The sequence below is a fragment of the Mycobacterium adipatum genome, assembly GCF_001644575.1.
GTDB classification, from domain to species: Bacteria; Actinomycetota; Actinomycetes; order Mycobacteriales; family Mycobacteriaceae; genus Mycobacterium; species Mycobacterium adipatum.
On sequence record NZ_CP015596.1, the window covers coordinates 919,646 to 939,334 of the forward strand.

Here is a 19,689-nt window from a genome sequence, read left to right on the forward strand (position 1 = left end):
CCAACCGGTGGGGCAGGATGTGTCCATGCACGTCACAGCGAACGCCACCGTCAACGCCCCGATCGACACGGTGTGGGCCACCCTCACCGATCACGTCGGGATGGCCAGCTGGGGTCCGGGGGTCAGTGTCAGCCTCGGCAAGCCCGGCACCCCCGATCCGAACGGGCTCGGCGCGGTTCGACGGATCAGCACCCCCGGCCCCGGACCGGACATCGTCGAAGAGGTGGTCACCTTCGATGCGCCGCATCTGTTCGGGTACAAGGCGCTTTCGGGTACTCCGTTCCCCGGCTACACCGGTGAAGTGCGACTGACGGAGGCGGGAACCGGCACCCGCATCGAGTACACGATCGCGTCGACGGCGTCGTTCCCGCTGGTGAAGCTGCCGCTCGCGGCGATCGCGCAGGTCCTGCTGCGATTGCTGGTGCGGGCCGCCACGCGCGCCTGACCGACCAGCCGAGCGCCGCGACCGTCACCTCGATCACGGTCGCAGGCTGCGCGCACGCTGCGACATTCATTGCACCGCAGACAGTTCGGTAGGCATCCCGCAGGGTGCTCCCTGCGCCCGCCCTCCAGCATCGAATCCCCGAACCGATGTGTCTGAAAAGACATAACCATCGGCATGGGTGTGTAACTGGCGACATTGCCTCGTCGGTCGGATCACGAGCATCGTGTCCTCGTGATCACCGTCACAACACACCGTTCGAGGAGAGTGCCGATGCGCCGAACCGCCAAAGCTCTGGTGGCCCTGATGACCGCCGCGTTCCTGGTGTCGACCACGGCATGCTCGGCGGGCCTCGGCGGCCCCGCATCGTCGCGGTCCGCTCAGGACGGTGTCATCCGATTCACCTTCGCACCCGACCCGATCTGGGACTACATGCACGACGCCGGCATCGTCGACGAGTGGCAGCGCGAGACCGGCTACACCATCGAGACCAGCGCCACCTGGGACGAATTCGGCCTCTTCGCCGGCGGGCACGCCGACATCATCTCCTCGGCCTCCTTCGAGGTGCCCGGCCTGGAGGAACAGACCCGGCGCGAGACCGTCATCATCGGGCGCTACAACGCCGAACGCAGCCGCATCATGGTCCGCGCCGACGACCCCGCACAGAACCTGGAAGACCTGCGCGGCCGACGACTCGGGGTGTTCACCACGGTCTCGGGCACGCTGGTGTGGAGTGGACTGGTCAAACAGATGCACGATATGCAGCTGCTCGACGGAGACTTCGACATCGTGGTCGCCGACATCCAGAACCTGTCGAACCTGTTGGCGCGCGGCGAGATTGACGCCTGCATCTGCTATCCGGACCTGTCCGCCCGGGAGCTGCGCAACGGGGCGGTGCGACCGCTGTATGACGGCAAGTCCTCGGCGGACCTGTTCGCCGAACTCAATGCGCCGGGCCACGACGGCCCGATGGGCAACGTGTTCGTCGCCCGCAAGGACTGGGTCGACGGCCATCCCGGTGAGGTGTCGGCATTCCTGGACCTGTGGGACCGCGGCCTACGGGAATGGCAGACCCATCGCGACGTGATGATCGAGCGCTACCCGCAGCACTTCGCCGTCGCCACCGTCGAGGACATCGAGTTCATGAAGGACTATGTGGCCGCACATGACTGGGTGGTCGACGAGGTGCGTTTCGACCAGAAATGGGCCGACGACGAGAGTTCGATCTTCGACCTGATGCGCACCACCGGCGTGATCGGCGACGAGATCACCGACCCGAAGTTCCTGCCAGCAGAAGGAGTCCACCAGTGACCCAGACCATCACGGCCCGGCCGGCCGAGCGCGAACCGCGCGACAAGCCGTCACGCGCCGCCGTCCCCCGCCCCTGGGGTAGCCGCCGCTGGCTGGTGTCCGGGCTGGCACTGATCGCCGCGGTCGGACTGTGGGCGCTGGCCGCCGTCATCGTCGACGACCCCATCCTGCCGAACCCCGCCGACGTCGCCGACCGCGTGCTCGCGATCATCGTCTCCGGTGCGGCGGTGACCAACTTCGCGGCCAGCATCTGCAAGATCGCCGCCGGTTTTGCCATCGCCATGGTGGCCGGGTTGATCATCGGATTCGCCATGGGCCGTTCGACGTTCATGACGTCCTACTTCTCGCTGCCGTTGTTCGTGCTCGGCAACATGCCCGGTCTGACCTATGCGGTCTTCGGCCTGCTGATCTTCGGGGTGGGCGCCGGCGGGCCGATCGTGGTCTCCGCGCTGGTGGCCACCCCGTTCATCGCGATCAACGTGGCCGAGGGGGTGCGGTCGGTGGACGGCAACCTGCTGGCGATGTGCCATGCCTTCGAGCGCCGGCGGTCCGATATTCTGCGACACCTCTACCTGCCGGCGGTCACGACCTTCGTATTCGCCGGTGTACGTTACGGATTCGCGATGGCATGGAAGGTCGAGGCGCTCACCGAGGTGTTCGGCGCCAGTAGCGGCGTCGGGTTCATGATCCGCAAGGCCTATCAGGAGTTCCAGGTCGGCGACATGCTCGCCTGGACCGCGCTGTTCATCGTCGCCATGGTGCTGATCGAGCGCGCGCTGGCCCATCTGGAGAGCCGTTTCTTCGCCTGGCGGAAGGAAATCGCATGACCGTCCTCACCTCCTGGCAGCGCCAACTGCGCAGCCAGGGCACCTCCGCCGCGGCCGTCCTGGCCGCGCTGGCCACCGTGATCGGGGCCTGGCAGCTCGCGGTGATCGTCGGCAACCGGGTGCCGTCCCTGGCCGAGACCATCGGCAGGCTCGGCGCCGAAGCCGCCATCGGCGAGCTCTGGGGAAATCTGGCCATCAGCATGAACCGATTCCTGCTCGGGCTGGTTGCGGCGCTGGTGGTCGGGGCGGTGATCGGCGTCCTGATGGGATTGTCCAAGCTCGCCGACCTCGCCTTCTCCGACCTGAACGCGGCGGCGCTGGCCATCCCGGCGGTGATCTGGGCACTGCTGACCACCATGTGGTTCGGTTTCGGCTGGCTGACCCCGGTGGTCACGGTGTTCCTGTCCGGGTTGCCGTTCGTGGTCGTCAACATCGCCAAGGCGACCAGAGCGGTGCCCGCCGACCTGATCCTGATGGCCCGGGCGTTCGGTATCCCGCGCAGCCGGGTGTTGCGGGAGATCGTTGCTCCTGCCGTCGCCGGGTCCACTGTGGCCGCAGTGCGTTTCGCGATCATGAGTGCCTGGAACGGGCTGCTGCTCGCGGAATGGTTCGGTTCCACCTCCGGTGTCGGGTGGCGGTCGCGCTACTGGTACGACGCCAACCAGCTCGACGGCTTCCTGGCCTGGGTGCTGGTATTCATCCTGCTGCTGGTCATCGCCGACCTGCTCATCCTCGGCCCCATCGAGCGCTACGCCACCCGCTGGCGCACCGCCTAGAAAGAGAGCGACACCATGGCTTCCATCGAAATCAAGAACCTGGTCAAGGAATTCACCGACCGGCGCGGCGACGTCACCCGCGTGATCGACGGGATCGACCTGAACATCACCGGCGAGACCTTCGTCTCGGTCGTCGGACCGTCGGGCAGCGGTAAGACCACTCTGCTCAACATCGTGTCGGGCATCGAGACCCACACCTCCGGCACTGTGCGGCTGCGCTCCGGCGGGCGCGATGCGCGGGTCGGCTACGTCTTCCAGGATCCCCGGCTGCTGCCGTGGCGCACCGTGACGGCCAACCTGGGCTTCGTGCAACACGAACGCGACGGCTGGCAGCAGCGCGCCGAGCACTATCTGGACCTGGTCGGCCTGAGCCACTGCGCCAACCGGTTTCCCGCGCAGCTGTCCGGTGGGCAGCAGCAGCGGATCGGGATCGCGCGGGCGTTCGCCGTGGAACCCGATGTGCTGCTGATGGATGAACCGTTCAGCCATCTGGACGCGATGACCTCGCGGACCCTGCGCGAACACCTGGAACGCATCTGGCTGGAGTCGCGGCGCACCGTCATGTTCGTGACCCACGACGTGACCGAGGCGGTGCAGCTGTCCGACCGCATCGTGGTGCTGGCGCCCGGCGGCCGGGTGCACGAGATCATCGACGTGGACCTGCCCCGGCCGCGGCGCGCCTCCGATCCCGCCGTCGCGGTGCTGCAGGCCGAGGTGCTGGCCCGCTTCGAGGCGCTCGAAGCCATGGGTGTGGCGTCATGAGCCCACGCCCGGGACCCATCGACGTGCACGCCCACTGGTTGCCGCAGGAACTGTTCGGGCTGGCACCCGGTTCACCGCTGCCCGCGTTGGCCGACCGCGACGGCGAGTTGTATCTCGGTGAGCTGCCGCTGTCCATCGCGACCGAGGCGATGAGCGACGTGAACCGGGTACTGGCCGACACCGACACCGCCGGGCTGGGTTCCCGGGTGCTGTCGGCGCCGCCGTTCGCGTTCCCCGTCGCCTCCGCCGACGGCGTCGACGATTTCGTCGGTGAGTTCAACGAGGCGCTGGAGAAGGTGTGCCGCGACAACACTGACCGCCTGCTCGGTCTGGGGCTGGTGTCGCTGCACGACCCGGCGACCGCCCGCAAACAGATCGAGGCGATGGCATCCTCGTCGGTGATCCGCGGTATCGCGGTACCGCCACTGCTCGGCGCGACGTCATTCGACACCGATCCGATGCGTGAGATCCTCACCGCCGCAGCGCAGAACAACCTGGCTGTGCTGGTGCATCCGATGCAGCTGCCGCGCCCGGAATGGACCTCGTACTATCTGGCCAATCTGATCGGCAATCCGGTGGAGTCCGCGACGGCGGCGGCGGCCCTCACCCTGGGCGGCGTGCTCGACGCGCTGCCCGCACTGCGCATCGTGCTGGTGCACGGCGGGGGATGTGCCCCATCGATCGTCGGCCGCTGGCAGCATGGCTGGGATCGGCGTGCCGACGTGCGTTCCGGCAACGGCCGACCACCGCGGGAGGCATTCGCCGACCTGTGGTTCGACACCCTCACCCACGATGTGGCCGCGCTCGAGTTGCTGCGCGCCCAGTCCGACCCCACCCACCTGATGTGCGGCAGCGACTATCCGTTCGACATGGGAACCCATGACCCGCTGTGGCTTCCGCGCGCGGCCGGCATCGATGACACCGCACTGGAGAGCAACGCCCGGGCGTTCCTCGGGCTCGATCCGCCGGCTGACTACGCCCTTGACGCAGCGTCGCCGTCTCGGATCAGTTGGTGAACGTGTCCTTGATGTTCACGCCGACCTTCTTGACGCCGGAGACGCCCTGATCCTTCTTGCCTTCGGCCTTCAGTTCGCTGACAGGACGTTGTTCAGGAGATCCTGGGTATCTCCGCGTTGATCGTGTTCAACAGTGCCGGATAGCGTTTGGCCTCCGGATGTCCGCTCGGCTTGCCGCTGCTGATCACCGCGACCGACAGTGCGCGCTGCGGATCGGCCCACATGGCGATATCGGTCAGCCCGGTATGCCCGAATGCACCAGCTGCGTCGCGACCGAACGGACCGAAACGCTTGGACCCCAGCATGTATCCGGTGCCCCAGCGCATCGGCGCCAGCCCGGTCGCCAGGTCGGGGCGCAGCCGGCGGGCTTGTTTGGTGGCGGCGCGCAACGTCTCCGGCGACAGCACCCGCACACCATCGAGTTCGCCGCCACGGCAGAGAATTTCGGCGAACCGGGACAGCTCGTGGGCGTTGGACACGGTGTTCGAGGACGGGACGACGCCGGTCAGGAATTCACGTGTATTCGAGAACGGGATGATCTGTTGCGGGGTACCGCCCACTGCGGTCTTGAACGCCTTGGCGATCGGGGCGGGCAGCGGCTTGCCGGTGACGTGGCTCGGGGCGACCAGTGGGACATCCTCGGGCGCAACACCGTAATTGGTCCAGCGGAATCCCAGCGGGCCGAGGATCTCGTCGGCGAGGATGTCGCGGATGCTGCGTCCCGTTGCCGCCGAGATGATCTCACGCATCAGCGGACCCCACGTCACACCGTGGTAGATGTGCACCAGGCCGGGCCGGTAGACCGGCTTCATCCGGCTCAGCATGTCGCGGGCGTACTCACTGTCGTCCATCCGTTTGAGATCGGGCTTGGGCCCCGTCGCGAACGGGATGCCCGCACTGTGGGTCACCACATGACGAATGGTGGTGCGGTCCTTACCGTGGCTGGTGTAATTCGGCAGGTAGTCACACACCCGGTCTTCCAGCGAGAAGGCGCCGCGCTCGGCCAGCATGTGGGTCACCGTGGTGGTGATCGCCTTGGCCGCTGAGTACACGCAGAACGGGGTGCTGGTGCGGACCGGGATCTGTTCGGCATCAACGGGATCGGCGGGTCCGGTGCCCCAGCCGTGGCCGATGGCACGATCGAGGATCACCTTTCCGTTGCGACGCAGGCAGACCTGGATGGCCGGCTGCATGCCGGCGGCGTACCAGTGCCGCGCGGCATCCCAGATCCGCTCCACGGCAACGGAATCGACCTCGGAGTGATCTTCGTCGGCGCGATCGGTGACGGCTTCCAGGTCGGCGGGCACACGGATGCGGCGCTCGTCGGTCACGGTTGTTCCTTTCGCAGCACGGCGGCCAGATGGTGTTGCAGCGGTTGGCCGACGGCCGCCATCTGCACCGTGTAGCTCAGGCGGTCACCGCTCACGGCGATGCTGCGGGTCAGGGCGGTGACCTCCTTGGCCGAGGCGGAGCGCGCGATGGTGGAGCTGAGTTCCATGCTCACCGAACCGTCGGCGCCGATGTCGCAGGTGCCCTCCAGTATTTCGACGATGCCGGTGGGATGGGCCAGCAGCCACTCCACCCGTCCCGGTCCGGGAACCCGGATGTATCCGGTCTCGGCGTGTAGCGGCCGGCCGTCGTCGACCGCGGCGGTGCGCTGGGTATAGGTCAGGAATGGCTTGCCGATGTGACCGAAGGTGACCGTCTCCGAGTAGCCGAATGTCGCGATGGTGGGGTATTCGCCGGTGCCGGATCCGGTCCAGGTGCCCAGTAGCGGAGCGAGGACCGCGACCGCGGGGTGCAGGTCGACCATGCCCGCCAATGTACTTCCGTGATGTACTGGCGCCGTCATGACATCTGAAATTGCACTCGTCCCGGTCACCGAACGACCGCATCCGGCCCGGCTGTCCAAGTCGCTCTACCCGGTCAGCGGGCTGGCGCTCGCGCGGTACGGCGATATGGATGCCAACGGGCATGTGAACAACCTGGCGCTGGAATCGATGCACGAGAACGCCCGCGCGGAGTTCAACGAACGCATCTTCCCCGGGATCTATGATCCCGCGGTCCGGACCATTCGGCTGGTGACGGCCAACAACGTGGTGCACTTTCTGGCGGAGGTGCACTGGCCGGCCCGGATCGAAACCGGCCTGGGCATCGGGCGCCTGGGCCGGACGTCGTATGTGGTGTCGACCGCGTTGTTCGTCGGGGAGGACTGCGTCGGCCTGTGCGACACGGTCCTGGTCATGCTCGGCGACGACGGGCCCCTGCCGGTCCCCGAGGATGCGCGAGCGCGCCTCGGCGACTACCTGCTGGGCTGACGCAGGCGCGAAATGCGCGTAATGGTCGCGAACCCGGTGCGGTTCACGACCATTACGCGCAATTCGGTGAACTAGAGGGCGGAGTCGGCCGCGTCCAATGCGGTGTCCAGGATGGCCAGGCCCTCGCGGACCTCGTCATCGGCGATGTTGCACGCCGGGACCGCGTGAATGCGGTTGAAGTTCGCGAACGGCAACAGACCGCCGGACTTGCAGGCCGCGATCACAGCGTTCATCGCCGGGCTCGACCCGCCGTAGGGCGCCAACGGTTCCCGCGTCTGCTGATCGGCCACCAGCTCGACCGCCCAGAACACTCCCAACCCGCGCACCTCGCCGACACAGCGATGCTTGGCGGCCAACTCGCGCAGCCCGGGGCCCAGCACGTCGGCGCCGATGCGCTTGGCATTGGCGACCATGGCCTCGTCCTCCATCGCATTGATGGTCGCGACCGCCGCCGCGCAGGCCAGCGGGTGCCCGGAGTACGTCAGACCACCCGGGTAGGCGCGGTCGGCGAACGTCGCGGCGATCTTCTCGCTGATCGCCACCCCGCCGAGCGGGACATAGCCGGAGGTGACGCCCTTGGCGAAGGTGATCAGATCCGGTGTCACGTCGAAGTTCTGGATGGCGAACCACTCACCGGTGCGGCCGAACCCGGCCATCACCTCGTCGGCGATCATCACGATGCCGTACTTGTCGCAGATCTCCCGAACGCCGGCCATGTACCCGGGCGGGGGCACCATGATGCCCGCGGTGCCGGGCACCGATTCCAGAATGATCGCCGCGAACGATGTCGCGCCCTCGTGCTGGATGAGGCGCTCGAGGTATTCCAGCGCCCGCTCGGATTCCTGCTGCTCGTTCTCGGCGTGGAACGACGAGCGGTACAGGAACGGGCCGTTGAAGTGCACCACGCCGGCGCTGGCGTAATCGTTGGGGTAGCGGCGTGGGTCACCGGTCAGATTGATTGCGGTGTCGGTACCGCCGTGGTAGGAGCGGTAGCGCGAGAGCACCTTGTACCGGCCGGTGTGCAGCCGGGCCATCCGCACGGCATGTTCGACGGCGTCGGCGCCACCATTGGTGAAGAACACCTTGTTCAGATCACCGGGGGTGCGCTCGGCGATCAGGCGGGCCGCCTCCGACCGCGCGTCGTTGGCATGCTGCGGCGCGATCGTGCACAGCTTGGCGGCCTGGGCCTGAATCGCTGCGACCACCTTCGGGTGCTGATGCCCGATATTGGTGAACACCAGCTGGCCCGAGAAGTCGAGCAGCTTGTTGCCCTCGCCGTCCCACACGTAGGACCCCTCCGACGCCACGATCGTCATCGGCTTGATCTGCGCCTGGGCTGACCAGGAATGGAACACATGCGCCCGGTCGAGTTCGTAGGTGCGGGCGGCTTCGGTACGCGCCGCGTCGACGGTCAAACCGTTGGGCAGCAAGGTCGACTCTTCAGTCACAGTCATATCGCTCAGTCTCTCACTTGTTCCCGGGGAAGCCGAGGTCGATGCCGCCGTGGGAGGGGTCCAGCCAGCGGCTGGTGATGGCTTTTTGGCGGGTGTAGAAGTTGACGCCGTCGGTGCCGTGGGCGTGGCTGTCGCCGAACAGTGAGGCTTTCCAGCCGCCGAAGCTGTAGTAGGCCATCGGGACCGGGATGGGGACGTTGATGCCGACCATGCCGACTTCGACTTCGTTTTGGAAGCGTCGGGCGGCGCCGCCGTCGTTGGTGAAGATGGCGGTGCCGTTGCCGTAGGGGTTGGTGTTGATCAGTTCCAGGGCTTCGTCGTAGGTGTCCACGCGTAGCACTGAGAGGACGGGGCCGAAGATCTCGTCGGTGTAGACGCTCATGGTGGGGGTGACGTTGTCGAGCAGGGTGGGGCCGAGCCAGAAGCCGTCTTCTGCCCCGTCGGGGGTGACGGTGCGGCCGTCGACGACGACCTTGGCGCCGTCGGCTTCGCCGGCGTCGATGTAGGAGGCCACCTTGTCGCGGTGGGCCTTGGTGACCAGGGGCCCCATATCGGCGTCGCGGGTGCCGTCACCGGTTTTGAGGCCGACGGTGCGTTCGGTGATCTTGGCGATCAGGTCGTCGGCGATGGGGCCGACGGCGACGCAGGCGCTGATGGCCATGCAGCGTTCCCCGGCGGAGCCGAATCCGGCGTTGACCATGGCGTCGGCGGCCAGGTCCAGGTCGGCGTCGGGGAGGATGACGGCGTGGTTTTTGGCGCCGCCGAGGGCTTGGACGCGTTTGCCGGTGGCGGTGGCGGTGGCGTAGACGTATTGGGCGATCGGGGTGGATCCGACGAAGGACACGGCCTTGATGGTGGGGTTGGTGAGCAGTTCGTCGACGACGGTCTTGTCGCCCTGGAGCACGTTGAACACGCCGTCGGGTAGGCCGGCTTCCTTCCACAGGGCGGCCAGCCACAGGGAGGCGGAGGGGTCTTTTTCCGAGGGTTTGAGGACCACGGTGTTGCCGGCGGCGATGGCGACGGGGAAGAACCACATCGGGACCATGGCGGGGAAGTTGAACGGGGAGATGATCGCGACGGGGCCCAGGGGTTGGCGGATGGAGTAGACGTCGACCTTGGTGGAGGCGTTTTCGGTGTAGCCGCCCTTGAGCAGGTGGGGGATGCCGCAGGCGAATTCGACGACTTCCTGGCCGCGGCTGACTTCGCCGAGGGCGTCGGAGACGACTTTGCCGTGTTCGCTGGTGATGATTTCGGCGAGTTCGCCTTTGCGTTCGTTGAGCAGTTCGCGGAAGGCGAAGAGGACCTGGGTGCGTTTGGCCAGTGAGGCGTCGCGCCAGGCCGGGAACGCGGCGGCGGCGGCGGCGATGACGGCCTGGGCGTCGGCGGTGCTGCCCAGGGCGACCTGCCCGGTCACCTGGCCGGTCGCCGGATTCGTCACCGGCGCCGTCGCACCGGAGGTGCCTTCGAAGAACGTGCCATTGCACCAGTGCTGAACGGTGGCCTGCATCGCGTTGCGCTCACTTTCTGTTGGTTACCTCCCATCCTGGTGCCGTTCCCGCGCACACGGGAGTGACGAAATGTATGCGGATTACAACCCCTGATTACACTGTGTAAATGCCGCTGACCATCGCCGAGGTGATCGAGCTGCCGGTCATCCAGGCCGGCAACCCCGAGGTGCTCAGCGCGCACCGCCTCGGAGAAACCATCCGGTGGGTGCACGTCAGCGATATGCCCGACCTGTCCGCTCTCGTCCAGGGTGGTGAGCTTGTGCTGACCACCGGTGCGGCGCTGCGCGCGTCACCCCGCAGGTACCTGCGCGGCATGGCCGAGGCGGGGGTTCTCGGGGTGGTTGTGGAGATCGGTGAGGTGGCGTTGCCCGCCGGGCTCGGTGCCGTCGCCGCCGAATTCGACCTGGCGTTGGTGGCACTGCGCCGCCAGGTGCGGTTCGTCGAGGTGACCGAGGCCGTGCATCGGCTGATCGTCGCCGACCAGTTCGAACGGGTGGCCTTCGACCGGCGCGTGCACGAGACCTTCACCGAGCTCAGCCTCAAACGCCCGTCCGCGGCCGGCATCGTCGAGGCCGCGGCGGCGATTCTCGATGAGCCGGTGGTGCTGGAGGACCTGACGCACCGGGCGCTGGCCGTAGCGCTGCGCGGGCGGCCGGCGGATCTGCTGCGCGACTGGGAGCGGCGTTCGCGGCTGCACGCGACGACGGAACGGTGGGCGGTCACCGCGGTGGGGCCACGCGCCGAACAGTGGGGCCGGCTGATCGTCCCGCAACCCGCGCACGACCCGGATCGCACCCGGATGGTGCTGGAACGCGCCGCGGTGGCACTCGCGTTGCACCGGATGATCGAGCGTGACCGCACCGGGCTGCACCATCAGGCGCAGAGCGGGCTGATCGATGATGTGCTGCGCGGGCGCGTCACCGACGAACGCGAGGCAGCGGCCCGTGCGCATGCCCTCGGCTTGCGCTCGGCGGCCCGCTACACCCCCGTGGTGGTGCGGGTGGATCGCACCGCCTCGACCTCGGATCCCGTTGTCGCGCAGCGGCGCAACGTCCTGCTGGTCGACACGGTGCTGCACACCGTCAACGCCTGCGGTCACACCGGGCTGTGCGCGCTGCGCCGCGACGGCGAGGTCGGCGCGGTACTGGCGCTCGGCGTGACCAGACCTGACGGGGAGGCGCTGGCCGCGCTGGGCGCCGCGCTGGGAACCGAGATCGAACGGGTGGACCACAGCGCAGGCGCGGTGCTGGCCGTCGGCCCGACCGGAAACGGACTGATCGATGCCGTCACCGGACTGGGCGAAGCCGCGCACATCGCCGAGGTGGCGCTGGCGATGCGCGGCGCCAGACGCCCGTTCTATCGGGCGGCCGACGTGCGCCTACACGGCCTGGTCTCGTTGCTGCGTGACGACCCACGGGTGCAGACCTTCGCCGAGACCGAACTGCGGGCGCTGCTGGCCGGGGACCCGGCGCAGCTGGATCTGTTGCGCGAGTATCTGAAGCTGGCGGGGAACAAGGCCGCGGTGGCCGCCCGCCTGCATCTCAGCAGGCCCGCGCTGTACAAGCGGCTCGGCGCGATCCGCGCCGCGCTCGGGGTGGATCTCGACGACGGCGAATCGATGACCTCGCTGCATGTCGCGCTGATGGTGCTCGACGCGCGCAGCCGGGCCGGGATCGACATCCCGAAGACGTGAGTGGCCCGGGTGCCCGCGCGGTACTGTCTGCCCATGGTGCGCCGGGTACTCGGCTACGAGATGCGGATCTCGGTGTGGATAGGCCTGGCGATCCTGCTTGCCATCCCCTACCTGGTCATCGGAATGGTTTGGGGGTTCACACATTCCGGTCCGTTCCTCGGATCGGTGCTGGCCTGGCCGCTGCTGCTGCTCTACAGCTTCTGTGGGCTGTGAACACGGTGCTGAGCCGGCCGGTCGCGGTCGAGGCGATGATCGAGATCCTGATGTGGCTGGCCGTGCCCTATATCGTCATCGGTCTCGTCTTCAGTGTCACCCATCCCGATGACGTGCGGTCCCTGGAGAAACAGGTGCAGACCCAGTTGCCGGCCGGTGCGGATGCCTTGTCGTTCGGCGCGGCTACCCTGTTGTGGCCGATGATGCTGATCACCGGACCCGTAGAGGAGCATTGCGATGTCGGATGACGACCTGGCAGATTTCGAGCAGACCGAGTTCACTCACGACGGGAAGACCCGCGCGGTCTATCGCAAGGGCAGCGGTCCGGCGGTCATCGTGATCGCCGAGATGCCCGGCATCACGCCGAAGGTACTGGCCTTCGCGCGGCAGGTCGCCGAGATCGGATGTACCGCGGTGTTGCCGCACCTGTTCGGCACGCCCGGCCGGGATCCCAACGCCAGCAAGCTGTTCGCCGTCAAGACCCTGGCGTCCTCGATGGTGCCGGCCTGCATCAGCAAGGAGTTCGTCACGCTGGCGACCGGGCGCACCTCCCCGGTTATCGGGTGGTTGCGCGCATTGGCGCGCGCCGAGCACGCCCGGTGCGGTGGGCCCGGTGTCGGCGCCGTCGGCATGTGCTTCACCGGTGGATACGCGCTGGCGATGGCCGCCGATGACGTGTTGCTGGCACCGGTACTGTCCCAGCCGTCGATGCCGGTCGGCCTGACTAAGGCGCAGCGGCGGTCCATCGATATCTCGCCCGCGGACCTGGAGATCGTGAAGGGCCGCTGTGCCCGCGGACTGACCGTGCTCGGTTTGCGTTTCGAGTCCGACAAGTTCGTGCCCGCCGAGCGGTTCGACTTTCTGCGCGAGCAACTCGGAGAGGCTTTCGTTGCGGTGGAACTGACCGACGCCGATGCCAATCCCGAGGCGCTGATGCCCCCGCATTCGGTGCTCACCGAGCACCTGATCGACGAACCGGGCCAGCCCACCAGGGCCGCCCTCGACCAGGTGCTGGACCTGTTTCGCAGTCGCCTGCTCGTCACCGCCTGAACCTGGCCGGCGCATGTGGCGGAATGAGATCGCCGCCGCGCGATGTTGTCACGAACATGCTCAGCACAAGACGATTCATGCAGTCGGTCGTCGCCTCAGCGGTCGCGCTGGCGGCCATCGCCATCCCGACCGTCGCGCTCTTACAGGACGGGCCTGCGCAGTTCCCGATCCAGATCACCATCGGCGACACACTGCCCTGAAACGACGGGTCAGGCGGACCGGTTGACGTCGGGGTGGTCGTCGGGGCCGTCGTCGTCCACGGTGGCCAGCGCGGGTGACAGCAGCAGCCGCATCTGGTTCCCCCCGGACTTGCGTGCCTCGTACATCGCGTTGGTGCCGATGGTGACGAGTTCGTCGAGCACGTCGTGGGAGCCCTGACCGGTCAGCGGTTTCAGCGGGGTACTGACCACGCCGAGACTCGCCGTCAACTGGAACGGTGCGGACTTGATGGTGCCCAGGATCCGCTCGGCGAGCGGCGTCGGGTCCGGCGTGGTGAACACATCGGCCACCAGGTACTCGGCCTCCCCGAGGGCGCCTATGACCGCGTCGCCGCGCACCGTTTCGCGCAGCCGCTGCCCGATCGCCACCCGCGCCTTGTTGCCGCCTGCCCGTCCCGACATGGCGGTCAGCAGCGAGAAGCTGTCCAGATTCACCACGATCAGAATCAGGTAGCGGTCATCGCGCCGGCTGCGGGAACCGATCAGGGTGGCCACGCTGTCATAGAAGGACTGCCGATTCGGCAGACCGGTCAGCGGCTCGATTTCGCCGTGTGGCTTTTCCGAACCGATGATCCGCAGGACCAACTCGCACGCGAGGGCGACAAACGAATTGATCACGACGACGAAGGCCACGCTGGCCAGGGCGAGCGCCTGATCGGCGGATACCAGGCGCCAGGCCAGCACCACCAACGTTGCGGTCTGTACAGCCCAGATCGGCGCGAGCCACACACGGGAATGGAAGATCATCGCGTAGGCCGTCGTAACGGTGAACGCCGTGGCACTGAGCAGCGCCAGGACCGGGTCGCGCTCCAGCAGGCACACCGTCGCGATCAAGACGGTACCCAGGATCAGACAGAACTGGGACTGCCGCCGAGTCGGCCAGTCCGAGCGCAGCCACACAAAGGACATCACCGCGCAGGCGACGAACAACAGCGCCGCGATGACCGGCCGGTGGGGCAGTTGGGAAGTGGTGGACGCGATGATCACCAACACCGACATCACGCCGAGGCTGCCGATGATCCAGGCGACCATCCGGCACGTCGCGACCTGCAGTTCGCGGGCGGCCAGGAAGGACGTCAACCATTCGTAATGGTCGCCGCCGTGTCGCCACCGGGAAGGGATCACCACGGCCCCGCGCTCCCGGCGCCGGGCCGTGCACTTCTACGCCCCCACAGCATCAGCGAACGGTACCAGCACCAAGGCCGCTAGCCTGGCCCAATGGCATCCCCATGGACCCCGGCACGCCTCGGCGACATGACCGACCGCACCGTGATCGTGACAGGCGCGACCAACGGCGTCGGACTGGCGACGGCGGCGGCGCTCAGCCGGGCCGGGGCACACGTGGTGATGGCGGTGCGCAACACCGATCTCGGGGCGCAACGCGCCGCCGAGATCGGCGGACGCACCTCGGTGCTCCGGCTCGATCTGGCCGACCTGTCCTCGGTGCGCGCGTTCCCGGGACTGCTCGACGACGCGGGTATCGGCACGGTCGACATCCTGATCAACAACGCCGGAACGCTCACCGACAAGCGCGTCGACACGGTGGACGGCTTCGAGGCAACCATCGCGACCAACATGCTCGGCCCGTTCGCCCTGACCAACCTGCTGTTGGACCGGGTGCGCGGGCAGATCGTCAACGTCGGCTCGCAGGCCCACGAGTCGGCGACGTTGCGACTCGACGATATGCACCTCAGCGCCCACAAGTGGACGAGGATGGGCGCCTACGCCCGGTCCAAGCTGGCGGTCATGCTGTGGGGACTGGAATTGGACCGCCGACTGCGCGCGGCGAACTCGCCGGTCATCAGCCACCTCACCCACCCGGGCTGGGTGGATTCCAATCTGCCGCAATTGTCGGACGCACCGCTGATGGGCGTCGTGGCGCGCGGGGTCAAATTGGTGGCCGGTGTGCTGGCCAACGATCCGGCGGCCGGGGCCGCCACCACGCTGTACTGCCTCACCGAACCCATCCCGCCGGGCAGCTACGTCGGCGTGGAAGGCCGGTTCGGCCTGCGGGGCGGCCCGGTGCTGATCGGGCGGTCGGCGCTGGCATGTGACTACGCGACCGCGGCGCGGGTCGTCCAATTCGCCGAGCAGGAAACCGGCACAGCGCTCGCCATCGGTTAGCCGCGTCGTCAGCCGGGCATCACGCGGCCGTCACCTGATGGTGAGACAGTCTCACGGTGACCGTCCGAACGACTCCGAGCGGGCGCGTCGAACGGTTCCACCTGTTCTGCGAGCGGGTCGTGGCGCGCCTGCCCTTCGGCCTGAAATCGATTGTCGCCCCGACCTTCCTGGGTTTCGTGCTGATCAACAGCTTCACCTTCGGACTGGACATGGCGCTGCTGACGATGCTGCACGGCGGTTTCGCGGTGCCGCTGCCGATCGCGTTCACCGCGGGCTACGTATGCGCGTTCACGCTGGCGTTCTTCCTGAACCGGACCCTGAACTTCCGCTCACATGCCACCGTCGGTCCGCAGTTGGTCACCTACGTGGCGGTGGTCGCCGTCAACTACGCGGCGTTCATCGTCGTGCTGCCGACCTTCCTGGCCGCCACGGGGCTGCAGTACCACCTGGCCCGGCTGGTGGCCGGCGGGTGCGAGGCGGTCTACATGTACACCGCGATGCGGCTGGTGGTGTTCCGGCGCTGAAACGCCAACAATGAACCGATGACCATTCAGCCGGACCGCAGGGACGTGCTCGTCGGGGCGGGCGCCGCCATCGGAACCGTGGTGCTGGCGGGCTGCGCCGCCGAGAAGACCGAACCCGCGGCGACCCCGGCACCGCCGGAGGTTCTTGCGCGCACCGCCGAGGTGCCGGTGGGCTCCGCCCTGGTGGTCGACGGCATCGTGCTGACCCAACCGAGGCCCGGCGAGTTCACCGGGTTCTCGGCGGTCTGCTCGCACGCCGGGTGCACGGTGTCCAAGGTCGACGGTGCCCAGGTCATCTGCCCGTGCCACGGCAGTACCTTCGGCCTCGACGGCGCCGTGCTGTCCGGACCCGCGCGGGCACCGCTGACGCCGGCGCCGATCACAGTCCGTGGTGATTCGATCGTGGCCGGCTGAAAGCTGGTTACGATCATCGGCTGTGGTGGACGACCAGCCCGGTGAATCGGTGCCGATGCCGACCGAGATGCCGTGGTACGAGGAATCGTGGGCAGTCGTCACCGCGGGGGTGGCCGGAGTGCTGGCCATCGTCGTGCTGATCTACGCCGTGGTGCAGACCGCGGAGAACTCGGTGCAACCCTCCTACGGTCCGCAGCACTACACCGGCTACACCACCTCGACGACCGGTTCCACCTCGAGCACGACCACCACACGGACCACCAGGTCGACGACCACCACCACGGAGACGACCACCACCACGGAGACGAGCACCGAGGAGTCGAGCACCGAGGAGACGACCCCGTCGCTGGACGAGGACAACCCGTTCATCCTGAATCCGTTCGCCACCACCACGGAGTCGACCACAGGGGAACCGTGACGGGCGTTTAGCCAGCCGATTCGCTGGGGATGTGATCGTCTGACACAATCAGCTCCGAGGGGAGTACTCCTGCGCTGCGGTGTCGTCATCACGTCGTCCGTCATCGGACGACCGGTGCTGCAGGCCCGCGTGACGTATGCGCGGGCGGAAGAGACCTCGGCCGTTGATCGACGACCGGAGGCTCCAACCATATGAACGTGTCCGCACTCGAGTGGGGGATCACCCTCGCCGTCACCCTGGGCGTCCTGCTCGTGGATGTCCTGGTGTTCGGCAGGCGGCCGCATGAGCCGTCGACCCGGGAAACCTCCATCGCGCTGACCTTCTACGTCGGCCTCGCGATCGCCTTCGGCATCTGGACCTGGACCTTCCACGGCAGCCAATACGGCGTGGAGTTCTTCGCCGGCTGGCTCACCGAGTACAGCCTCTCGGTGGACAACCTGTTCATCTTCCTGATCATCATGGCCAGCTTCAAGGTGCCCAGGATCTACCAGCAGCAGGCGCTGCTCGTCGGCATCATCCTTGCGCTGATCTTCCGCGGCATTTTCATCGCCCTCGGCGCGGTGGCCATCGAACAGTTCTCCTGGGTGTTCTACATCTTCGGCGCCTTCCTGATCTACACCGCCTGGAAGCTGGCCCGCGACACCGACCACGACGACGACGCCGAGAACGGAGTCGTCCGGTTCGCTCGCAACTACCTGAACACCACCGACAAATGGCACGGCCTGAAGCTCACGGTCAAAGAGGGCTCCAAGCGCGTCATGACGCCGATGTTCCTGGTGATCGTCGCGCTGGGCACCACCGACCTGCTGTTCGCCCTGGACTCCATTCCGGCCATCTATGGGCTCACCCAGGAGCCCTACCTGGTGTTCACCGCCAACGTGTTCGCGCTGATGGGCCTGCGTCAGCTGTACTTCCTACTCGGGGATCTGCTCAAGCGGCTGGTCTACCTGTCGCAGGGCCTGTCCTTCATCCTCGGCTTCATCGGCGTCAAACTGGTGCTGCACGCCCTGCACGAGAACGAGCTGCCGTTCATCAACGGCGGCGAGCCGGTGCACGTGCCGACCATCCCGACGCTGGCCAGCCTGGGCGTCATCATCGTCACCCTGGTCATCACCACCGTCGCCAGCCTGTACAAGACCCGGGTGGTCGACAAGAAGGACGGCGCCACAGCCGAGGACACCGCCGACGGGGAAGCCCCGGCCAAGCCGGCCGAATAGCTTGCCGAGCGGGGCGCTTTGTAAGCGCCTCGCTCAAACCCGTTATCCCGCCGGACAATTCGTTAACGTAGGGCGGCATGCCGTCCGCTGAAGTGTTCCCCCGTCGCTCCGCTCGCCCCGAACCCGCTGCGGTTCGTAAGGCCGTTATCGGAGCCTCCATCGGCAACGCCGTGGAATGGTTCGATTTCGCCATCTACGGATTCCTGGCGGTCTACATCGCCGCCAATTTCTTTCCTTCCGACGATGACACCGCGGCATTGCTGAACACGTTCGCGATCTTCGCGGCGGCGTTCTTCATGCGCCCGTTGGGCGGGTTCGTGTTCGGTCCGCTCGGGGATCGCATCGGCCGGCAGCGGGTGCTGGCACTGGTGATCCTGCTGATGTCGGCGGCCACCTTGCTCATCGGGCTGTTGCCGACCTACTCGGCGGTCGGCGTCGCGGCCCCGCTGATGCTGCTGGTGCTGCGCTGTCTGCAGGGGTTCTCGGCCGGCGGCGAATACGGTGGCGGAGCGGTGTATCTGGCCGAGTACGCGCCGGACAGACGACGCGGCCTCGTGGTCACCTTCATGGTGTGGTCGGGGGTGCTCGGTTTCCTGCTCGGATCGCTCACGGTCACCCTGTTGCAGACCGGGCTGTCGGCCGCCGCGATGGACAGCTACGGCTGGCGGATACCGTTCCTGCTCGCCGCACCGCTGGGCCTGGTCGGGCTGTACATCCGGCTGCGGTTGGACGACACCCCCGAGTTCACCGACCTCAGTACCGCCGACAAGGTCGCCGATCGGCCCCTGCGCGAGGCCACGCGTACATCGTGGCGGCCGATTCTGCAGGTCATCGGCATGTTCTTGATCTTCAACGTCGGCTACTACGTGGTGTTCACCTTCTTACCGACCTACCTGATCAAGACGCTGGAGTTCTCCAAGGCCGCATCGTTTCTCTCCATCACGCTGGCCAGCCTGGTCGCCCTCGTGCTGACGTTGCCGTTCGCGGTGCTCTCGGACCGGATCGGGCGCAAGCCGATGCTGATCGCCGGCTCAGCGGCTTTCGCGCTGTTGAGCTATCCGATTTTCCTGCTGCTGACCTCGGGGTCGCTGGCCGCCGCCGTGACCGCGCACTGCCTGCTGGCCGCGATCGAATCGATCTACATCTCGACGGCCGTGACCGCAGGTGTGGAACTGTTCGCCACCCGGGTGCGCTACAGCGGCTTCGCCGTCGGCTACAACATCTGCGTCGCGGCGTTCGGCGGCACCACCCCGTACGCGGTGACCTGGCTGACGGCCGAGACCGGCAACCCCCGGGCGGCCGCCTTCTATCTGGTGATCGCCGCGGTGCTGTCCCTGGGCACGGTGCTGACGCTGCGGGAATCGGCGGGTAAACCGCTGGCGGCCACCTGAGGGCGGGTCACCC

Annotated in this window: 23 protein-coding genes; 18 read left to right on the forward strand and 5 right to left on the reverse strand. The window is 67.3% G+C overall.

The annotated features are described in order from the left end of the window. Positions 1–25: 25 nt before the first annotated feature. The 6 genes from A7U43_RS04230 to A7U43_RS04255 all read left to right on the forward strand — a co-directional run bounded on the left by A7U43_RS04230 (position 26) and on the right by A7U43_RS04255 (position 5,134). Complete coding sequence (locus A7U43_RS04230) at positions 26–445, forward strand: SRPBCC family protein (protein WP_068001857.1); 420 nt, start codon at positions 26–28, stop codon at positions 443–445. A 270-nt stretch (positions 446–715) separates the two neighbouring features. Beyond that, positions 716–1,753: an ABC transporter substrate-binding protein gene (locus A7U43_RS04235; protein WP_067991488.1), complete on the forward strand. Its 1,038-nt coding sequence runs from the start codon at positions 716–718 to the stop codon at positions 1,751–1,753. Further along, positions 1,750–2,580, forward strand: coding sequence for an ABC transporter permease (locus A7U43_RS04240; protein ID WP_067991492.1), 831 nt, complete (start codon positions 1,750–1,752; stop codon positions 2,578–2,580). Before A7U43_RS04235 ends, A7U43_RS04240 begins: the two co-directional genes overlap by 4 nt. Beyond that, positions 2,577–3,356 carry an ABC transporter permease gene (locus tag A7U43_RS04245; protein WP_067991495.1) on the forward strand — a complete coding sequence of 260 codons (780 nt, stop codon included), beginning with the start codon at positions 2,577–2,579 and terminating at the stop codon, positions 3,354–3,356. Before A7U43_RS04240 ends, A7U43_RS04245 begins: the two co-directional genes overlap by 4 nt. Positions 3,357–3,371: 15 nt before the next feature. Next, on the forward strand, positions 3,372–4,118 hold the full coding sequence (locus tag A7U43_RS04250) for an ABC transporter ATP-binding protein (protein WP_067991498.1): 747 nt from the start codon (positions 3,372–3,374) through the stop codon (positions 4,116–4,118). Continuing rightward, on the forward strand, positions 4,115–5,134 hold the full coding sequence (locus A7U43_RS04255) for an amidohydrolase family protein (RefSeq protein ID WP_067991501.1): 1,020 nt from the start codon (positions 4,115–4,117) through the stop codon (positions 5,132–5,134). Before A7U43_RS04250 ends, A7U43_RS04255 begins: the two co-directional genes overlap by 4 nt. Before the next feature lie 92 nt (positions 5,135–5,226). Here A7U43_RS04255 and lipE read toward each other — a convergent pair whose 3' ends face one another. Both lipE and A7U43_RS04265 read right to left on the reverse strand, forming a co-directional pair. Then, the gene (gene lipE / locus A7U43_RS04260; RefSeq protein WP_067991504.1) at positions 5,227–6,465 is read right to left on the reverse strand and encodes a lipase LipE; all 1,239 of its coding nucleotides are present in this window, start codon (positions 6,463–6,465) and stop codon (positions 5,227–5,229) included. Further along, on the reverse strand, positions 6,462–6,947 hold the full coding sequence (locus tag A7U43_RS04265; RefSeq protein WP_067991507.1) for a peroxynitrite isomerase: 486 nt from the start codon (positions 6,945–6,947) through the stop codon (positions 6,462–6,464). Before A7U43_RS04265 ends, lipE begins: the two co-directional genes overlap by 4 nt. Before the next feature lie 37 nt (positions 6,948–6,984). On the opposite strand from A7U43_RS04265, the gene A7U43_RS04270 reads away from it, so the two are divergent. Further along, on the forward strand, positions 6,985–7,452 hold the full coding sequence (locus tag A7U43_RS04270; protein ID WP_067991509.1) for an acyl-CoA thioesterase: 468 nt from the start codon (positions 6,985–6,987) through the stop codon (positions 7,450–7,452). 71 nt (positions 7,453–7,523) lie between these two features. Here the strand turns inward: A7U43_RS04270 and A7U43_RS04275 are convergent, their stop codons facing one another. Both A7U43_RS04275 and A7U43_RS04280 read right to left on the reverse strand, forming a co-directional pair. Beyond that, positions 7,524–8,906 (reverse strand): aspartate aminotransferase family protein, encoded by a 1,383-nt coding sequence (locus A7U43_RS04275; RefSeq protein WP_067991512.1) that lies wholly within the window; start codon positions 8,904–8,906, stop codon positions 7,524–7,526. A gap of 13 nt (positions 8,907–8,919) precedes the next feature. Continuing rightward, positions 8,920–10,413, reverse strand: coding sequence for a CoA-acylating methylmalonate-semialdehyde dehydrogenase (locus A7U43_RS04280; RefSeq protein ID WP_067991515.1), 1,494 nt, complete (start codon positions 10,411–10,413; stop codon positions 8,920–8,922). Between the two features lie 107 nt (positions 10,414–10,520). On the opposite strand from A7U43_RS04280, the gene A7U43_RS04285 reads away from it, so the two are divergent. The 5 genes from A7U43_RS04285 to A7U43_RS30545 all read left to right on the forward strand — a co-directional run bounded on the left by A7U43_RS04285 (position 10,521) and on the right by A7U43_RS30545 (position 13,570). After that, positions 10,521–12,107, forward strand: coding sequence for a PucR family transcriptional regulator (locus A7U43_RS04285; protein WP_067991518.1), 1,587 nt, complete (start codon positions 10,521–10,523; stop codon positions 12,105–12,107). A gap of 33 nt (positions 12,108–12,140) precedes the next feature. Further along, on the forward strand, positions 12,141–12,320 hold the full coding sequence (locus A7U43_RS04290; protein ID WP_068001864.1) for a hypothetical protein: 180 nt from the start codon (positions 12,141–12,143) through the stop codon (positions 12,318–12,320). Continuing rightward, positions 12,317–12,568: a hypothetical protein gene (locus A7U43_RS04295; RefSeq protein WP_231963528.1), complete on the forward strand. Its 252-nt coding sequence runs from the start codon at positions 12,317–12,319 to the stop codon at positions 12,566–12,568. The genes A7U43_RS04290 and A7U43_RS04295 overlap by 4 nt, the downstream gene beginning before the upstream one ends. Then, positions 12,558–13,370 carry a dienelactone hydrolase family protein gene (locus tag A7U43_RS04300; protein ID WP_067991521.1) on the forward strand — a complete coding sequence of 271 codons (813 nt, stop codon included), beginning with the start codon at positions 12,558–12,560 and terminating at the stop codon, positions 13,368–13,370. Before A7U43_RS04295 ends, A7U43_RS04300 begins: the two co-directional genes overlap by 11 nt. A gap of 77 nt (positions 13,371–13,447) precedes the next feature. Beyond that, positions 13,448–13,570, forward strand: coding sequence for a hypothetical protein (locus tag A7U43_RS30545; RefSeq protein WP_257747834.1), 123 nt, complete (start codon positions 13,448–13,450; stop codon positions 13,568–13,570). A gap of 9 nt (positions 13,571–13,579) precedes the next feature. On the opposite strand, the gene A7U43_RS04305 is transcribed toward A7U43_RS30545, so the two are convergent. Continuing rightward, positions 13,580–14,716: a GGDEF domain-containing protein gene (locus A7U43_RS04305; protein WP_067991524.1), complete on the reverse strand. Its 1,137-nt coding sequence runs from the start codon at positions 14,714–14,716 to the stop codon at positions 13,580–13,582. Positions 14,717–14,806: 90 nt separating this feature from the next. Here A7U43_RS04305 and A7U43_RS04310 point away from each other — a divergent pair, with 90 nt between their 5' ends. The 6 genes from A7U43_RS04310 to A7U43_RS04335 all read left to right on the forward strand — a co-directional run bounded on the left by A7U43_RS04310 (position 14,807) and on the right by A7U43_RS04335 (position 19,676). Beyond that, positions 14,807–15,712 (forward strand): SDR family NAD(P)-dependent oxidoreductase, encoded by a 906-nt coding sequence (locus A7U43_RS04310; RefSeq protein WP_067991527.1) that lies wholly within the window; start codon positions 14,807–14,809, stop codon positions 15,710–15,712. 56 nt (positions 15,713–15,768) lie between these two features. Next, entirely contained in the window at positions 15,769–16,236 is a 468-nt protein-coding gene (locus A7U43_RS04315; protein WP_067991529.1) for a GtrA family protein, read from the forward strand. Between the two features lie 18 nt (positions 16,237–16,254). Further along, positions 16,255–16,650 (forward strand): Rieske (2Fe-2S) protein, encoded by a 396-nt coding sequence (locus A7U43_RS04320; protein ID WP_067991531.1) that lies wholly within the window; start codon positions 16,255–16,257, stop codon positions 16,648–16,650. Between the two features lie 22 nt (positions 16,651–16,672). Beyond that, positions 16,673–17,068: a hypothetical protein gene (locus A7U43_RS04325; protein ID WP_156525837.1), complete on the forward strand. Its 396-nt coding sequence runs from the start codon at positions 16,673–16,675 to the stop codon at positions 17,066–17,068. Between the two features lie 191 nt (positions 17,069–17,259). Continuing rightward, positions 17,260–18,285, forward strand: a complete 1,026-nt coding sequence (locus A7U43_RS04330) for a TerC family protein (RefSeq protein WP_067991534.1) — start codon at positions 17,260–17,262, stop codon at positions 18,283–18,285. A gap of 77 nt (positions 18,286–18,362) precedes the next feature. Next, a complete protein-coding gene (locus tag A7U43_RS04335; RefSeq protein ID WP_067991538.1) occupies positions 18,363–19,676 on the forward strand; it encodes an MFS transporter in 1,314 nt (437 codons plus the stop codon). Positions 19,677–19,689 lie beyond the last annotated feature (13 nt).

Coding starts and splice junctions, on each gene's coding strand:
- A7U43_RS04230 (WP_068001857.1), top strand. CDS start 26: ATGCACGTCACAGCGAACGCCACCGTCAACGCCCCGATCGACACGGTG.
- A7U43_RS04250 (WP_067991498.1), top strand. CDS start 3,372: ATGGCTTCCATCGAAATCAAGAACCTGGTCAAGGAATTCACCGACCGG.
- A7U43_RS04270 (WP_067991509.1), top strand. CDS start 6,985: ATGACATCTGAAATTGCACTCGTCCCGGTCACCGAACGACCGCATCCG.
- A7U43_RS04275 (WP_067991512.1), bottom strand. CDS start 8,906: ATGACTGTGACTGAAGAGTCGACCTTGCTGCCCAACGGTTTGACCGTC.
- A7U43_RS04245 (WP_067991495.1), top strand. CDS start 2,577: ATGACCGTCCTCACCTCCTGGCAGCGCCAACTGCGCAGCCAGGGCACC.
- A7U43_RS04255 (WP_067991501.1), top strand. CDS start 4,115: ATGAGCCCACGCCCGGGACCCATCGACGTGCACGCCCACTGGTTGCCG.
- A7U43_RS04310 (WP_067991527.1), top strand. CDS start 14,807: ATGGCATCCCCATGGACCCCGGCACGCCTCGGCGACATGACCGACCGC.
- A7U43_RS04265 (WP_067991507.1), bottom strand. CDS start 6,947: ATGGTCGACCTGCACCCCGCGGTCGCGGTCCTCGCTCCGCTACTGGGC.
- A7U43_RS04330 (WP_067991534.1), top strand. CDS start 17,260: ATGAACGTGTCCGCACTCGAGTGGGGGATCACCCTCGCCGTCACCCTG.
- A7U43_RS04235 (WP_067991488.1), top strand. CDS start 716: ATGCGCCGAACCGCCAAAGCTCTGGTGGCCCTGATGACCGCCGCGTTC.
- A7U43_RS30545 (WP_257747834.1), top strand. CDS start 13,448: ATGCAGTCGGTCGTCGCCTCAGCGGTCGCGCTGGCGGCCATCGCCATC.
- A7U43_RS04335 (WP_067991538.1), top strand. CDS start 18,363: ATGCCGTCCGCTGAAGTGTTCCCCCGTCGCTCCGCTCGCCCCGAACCC.
- A7U43_RS04300 (WP_067991521.1), top strand. CDS start 12,558: ATGTCGGATGACGACCTGGCAGATTTCGAGCAGACCGAGTTCACTCAC.
- A7U43_RS04285 (WP_067991518.1), top strand. CDS start 10,521: ATGCCGCTGACCATCGCCGAGGTGATCGAGCTGCCGGTCATCCAGGCC.
- A7U43_RS04280 (WP_067991515.1), bottom strand. CDS start 10,413: ATGCAGGCCACCGTTCAGCACTGGTGCAATGGCACGTTCTTCGAAGGC.
- A7U43_RS04290 (WP_068001864.1), top strand. CDS start 12,141: ATGGTGCGCCGGGTACTCGGCTACGAGATGCGGATCTCGGTGTGGATA.
- A7U43_RS04320 (WP_067991531.1), top strand. CDS start 16,255: ATGACCATTCAGCCGGACCGCAGGGACGTGCTCGTCGGGGCGGGCGCC.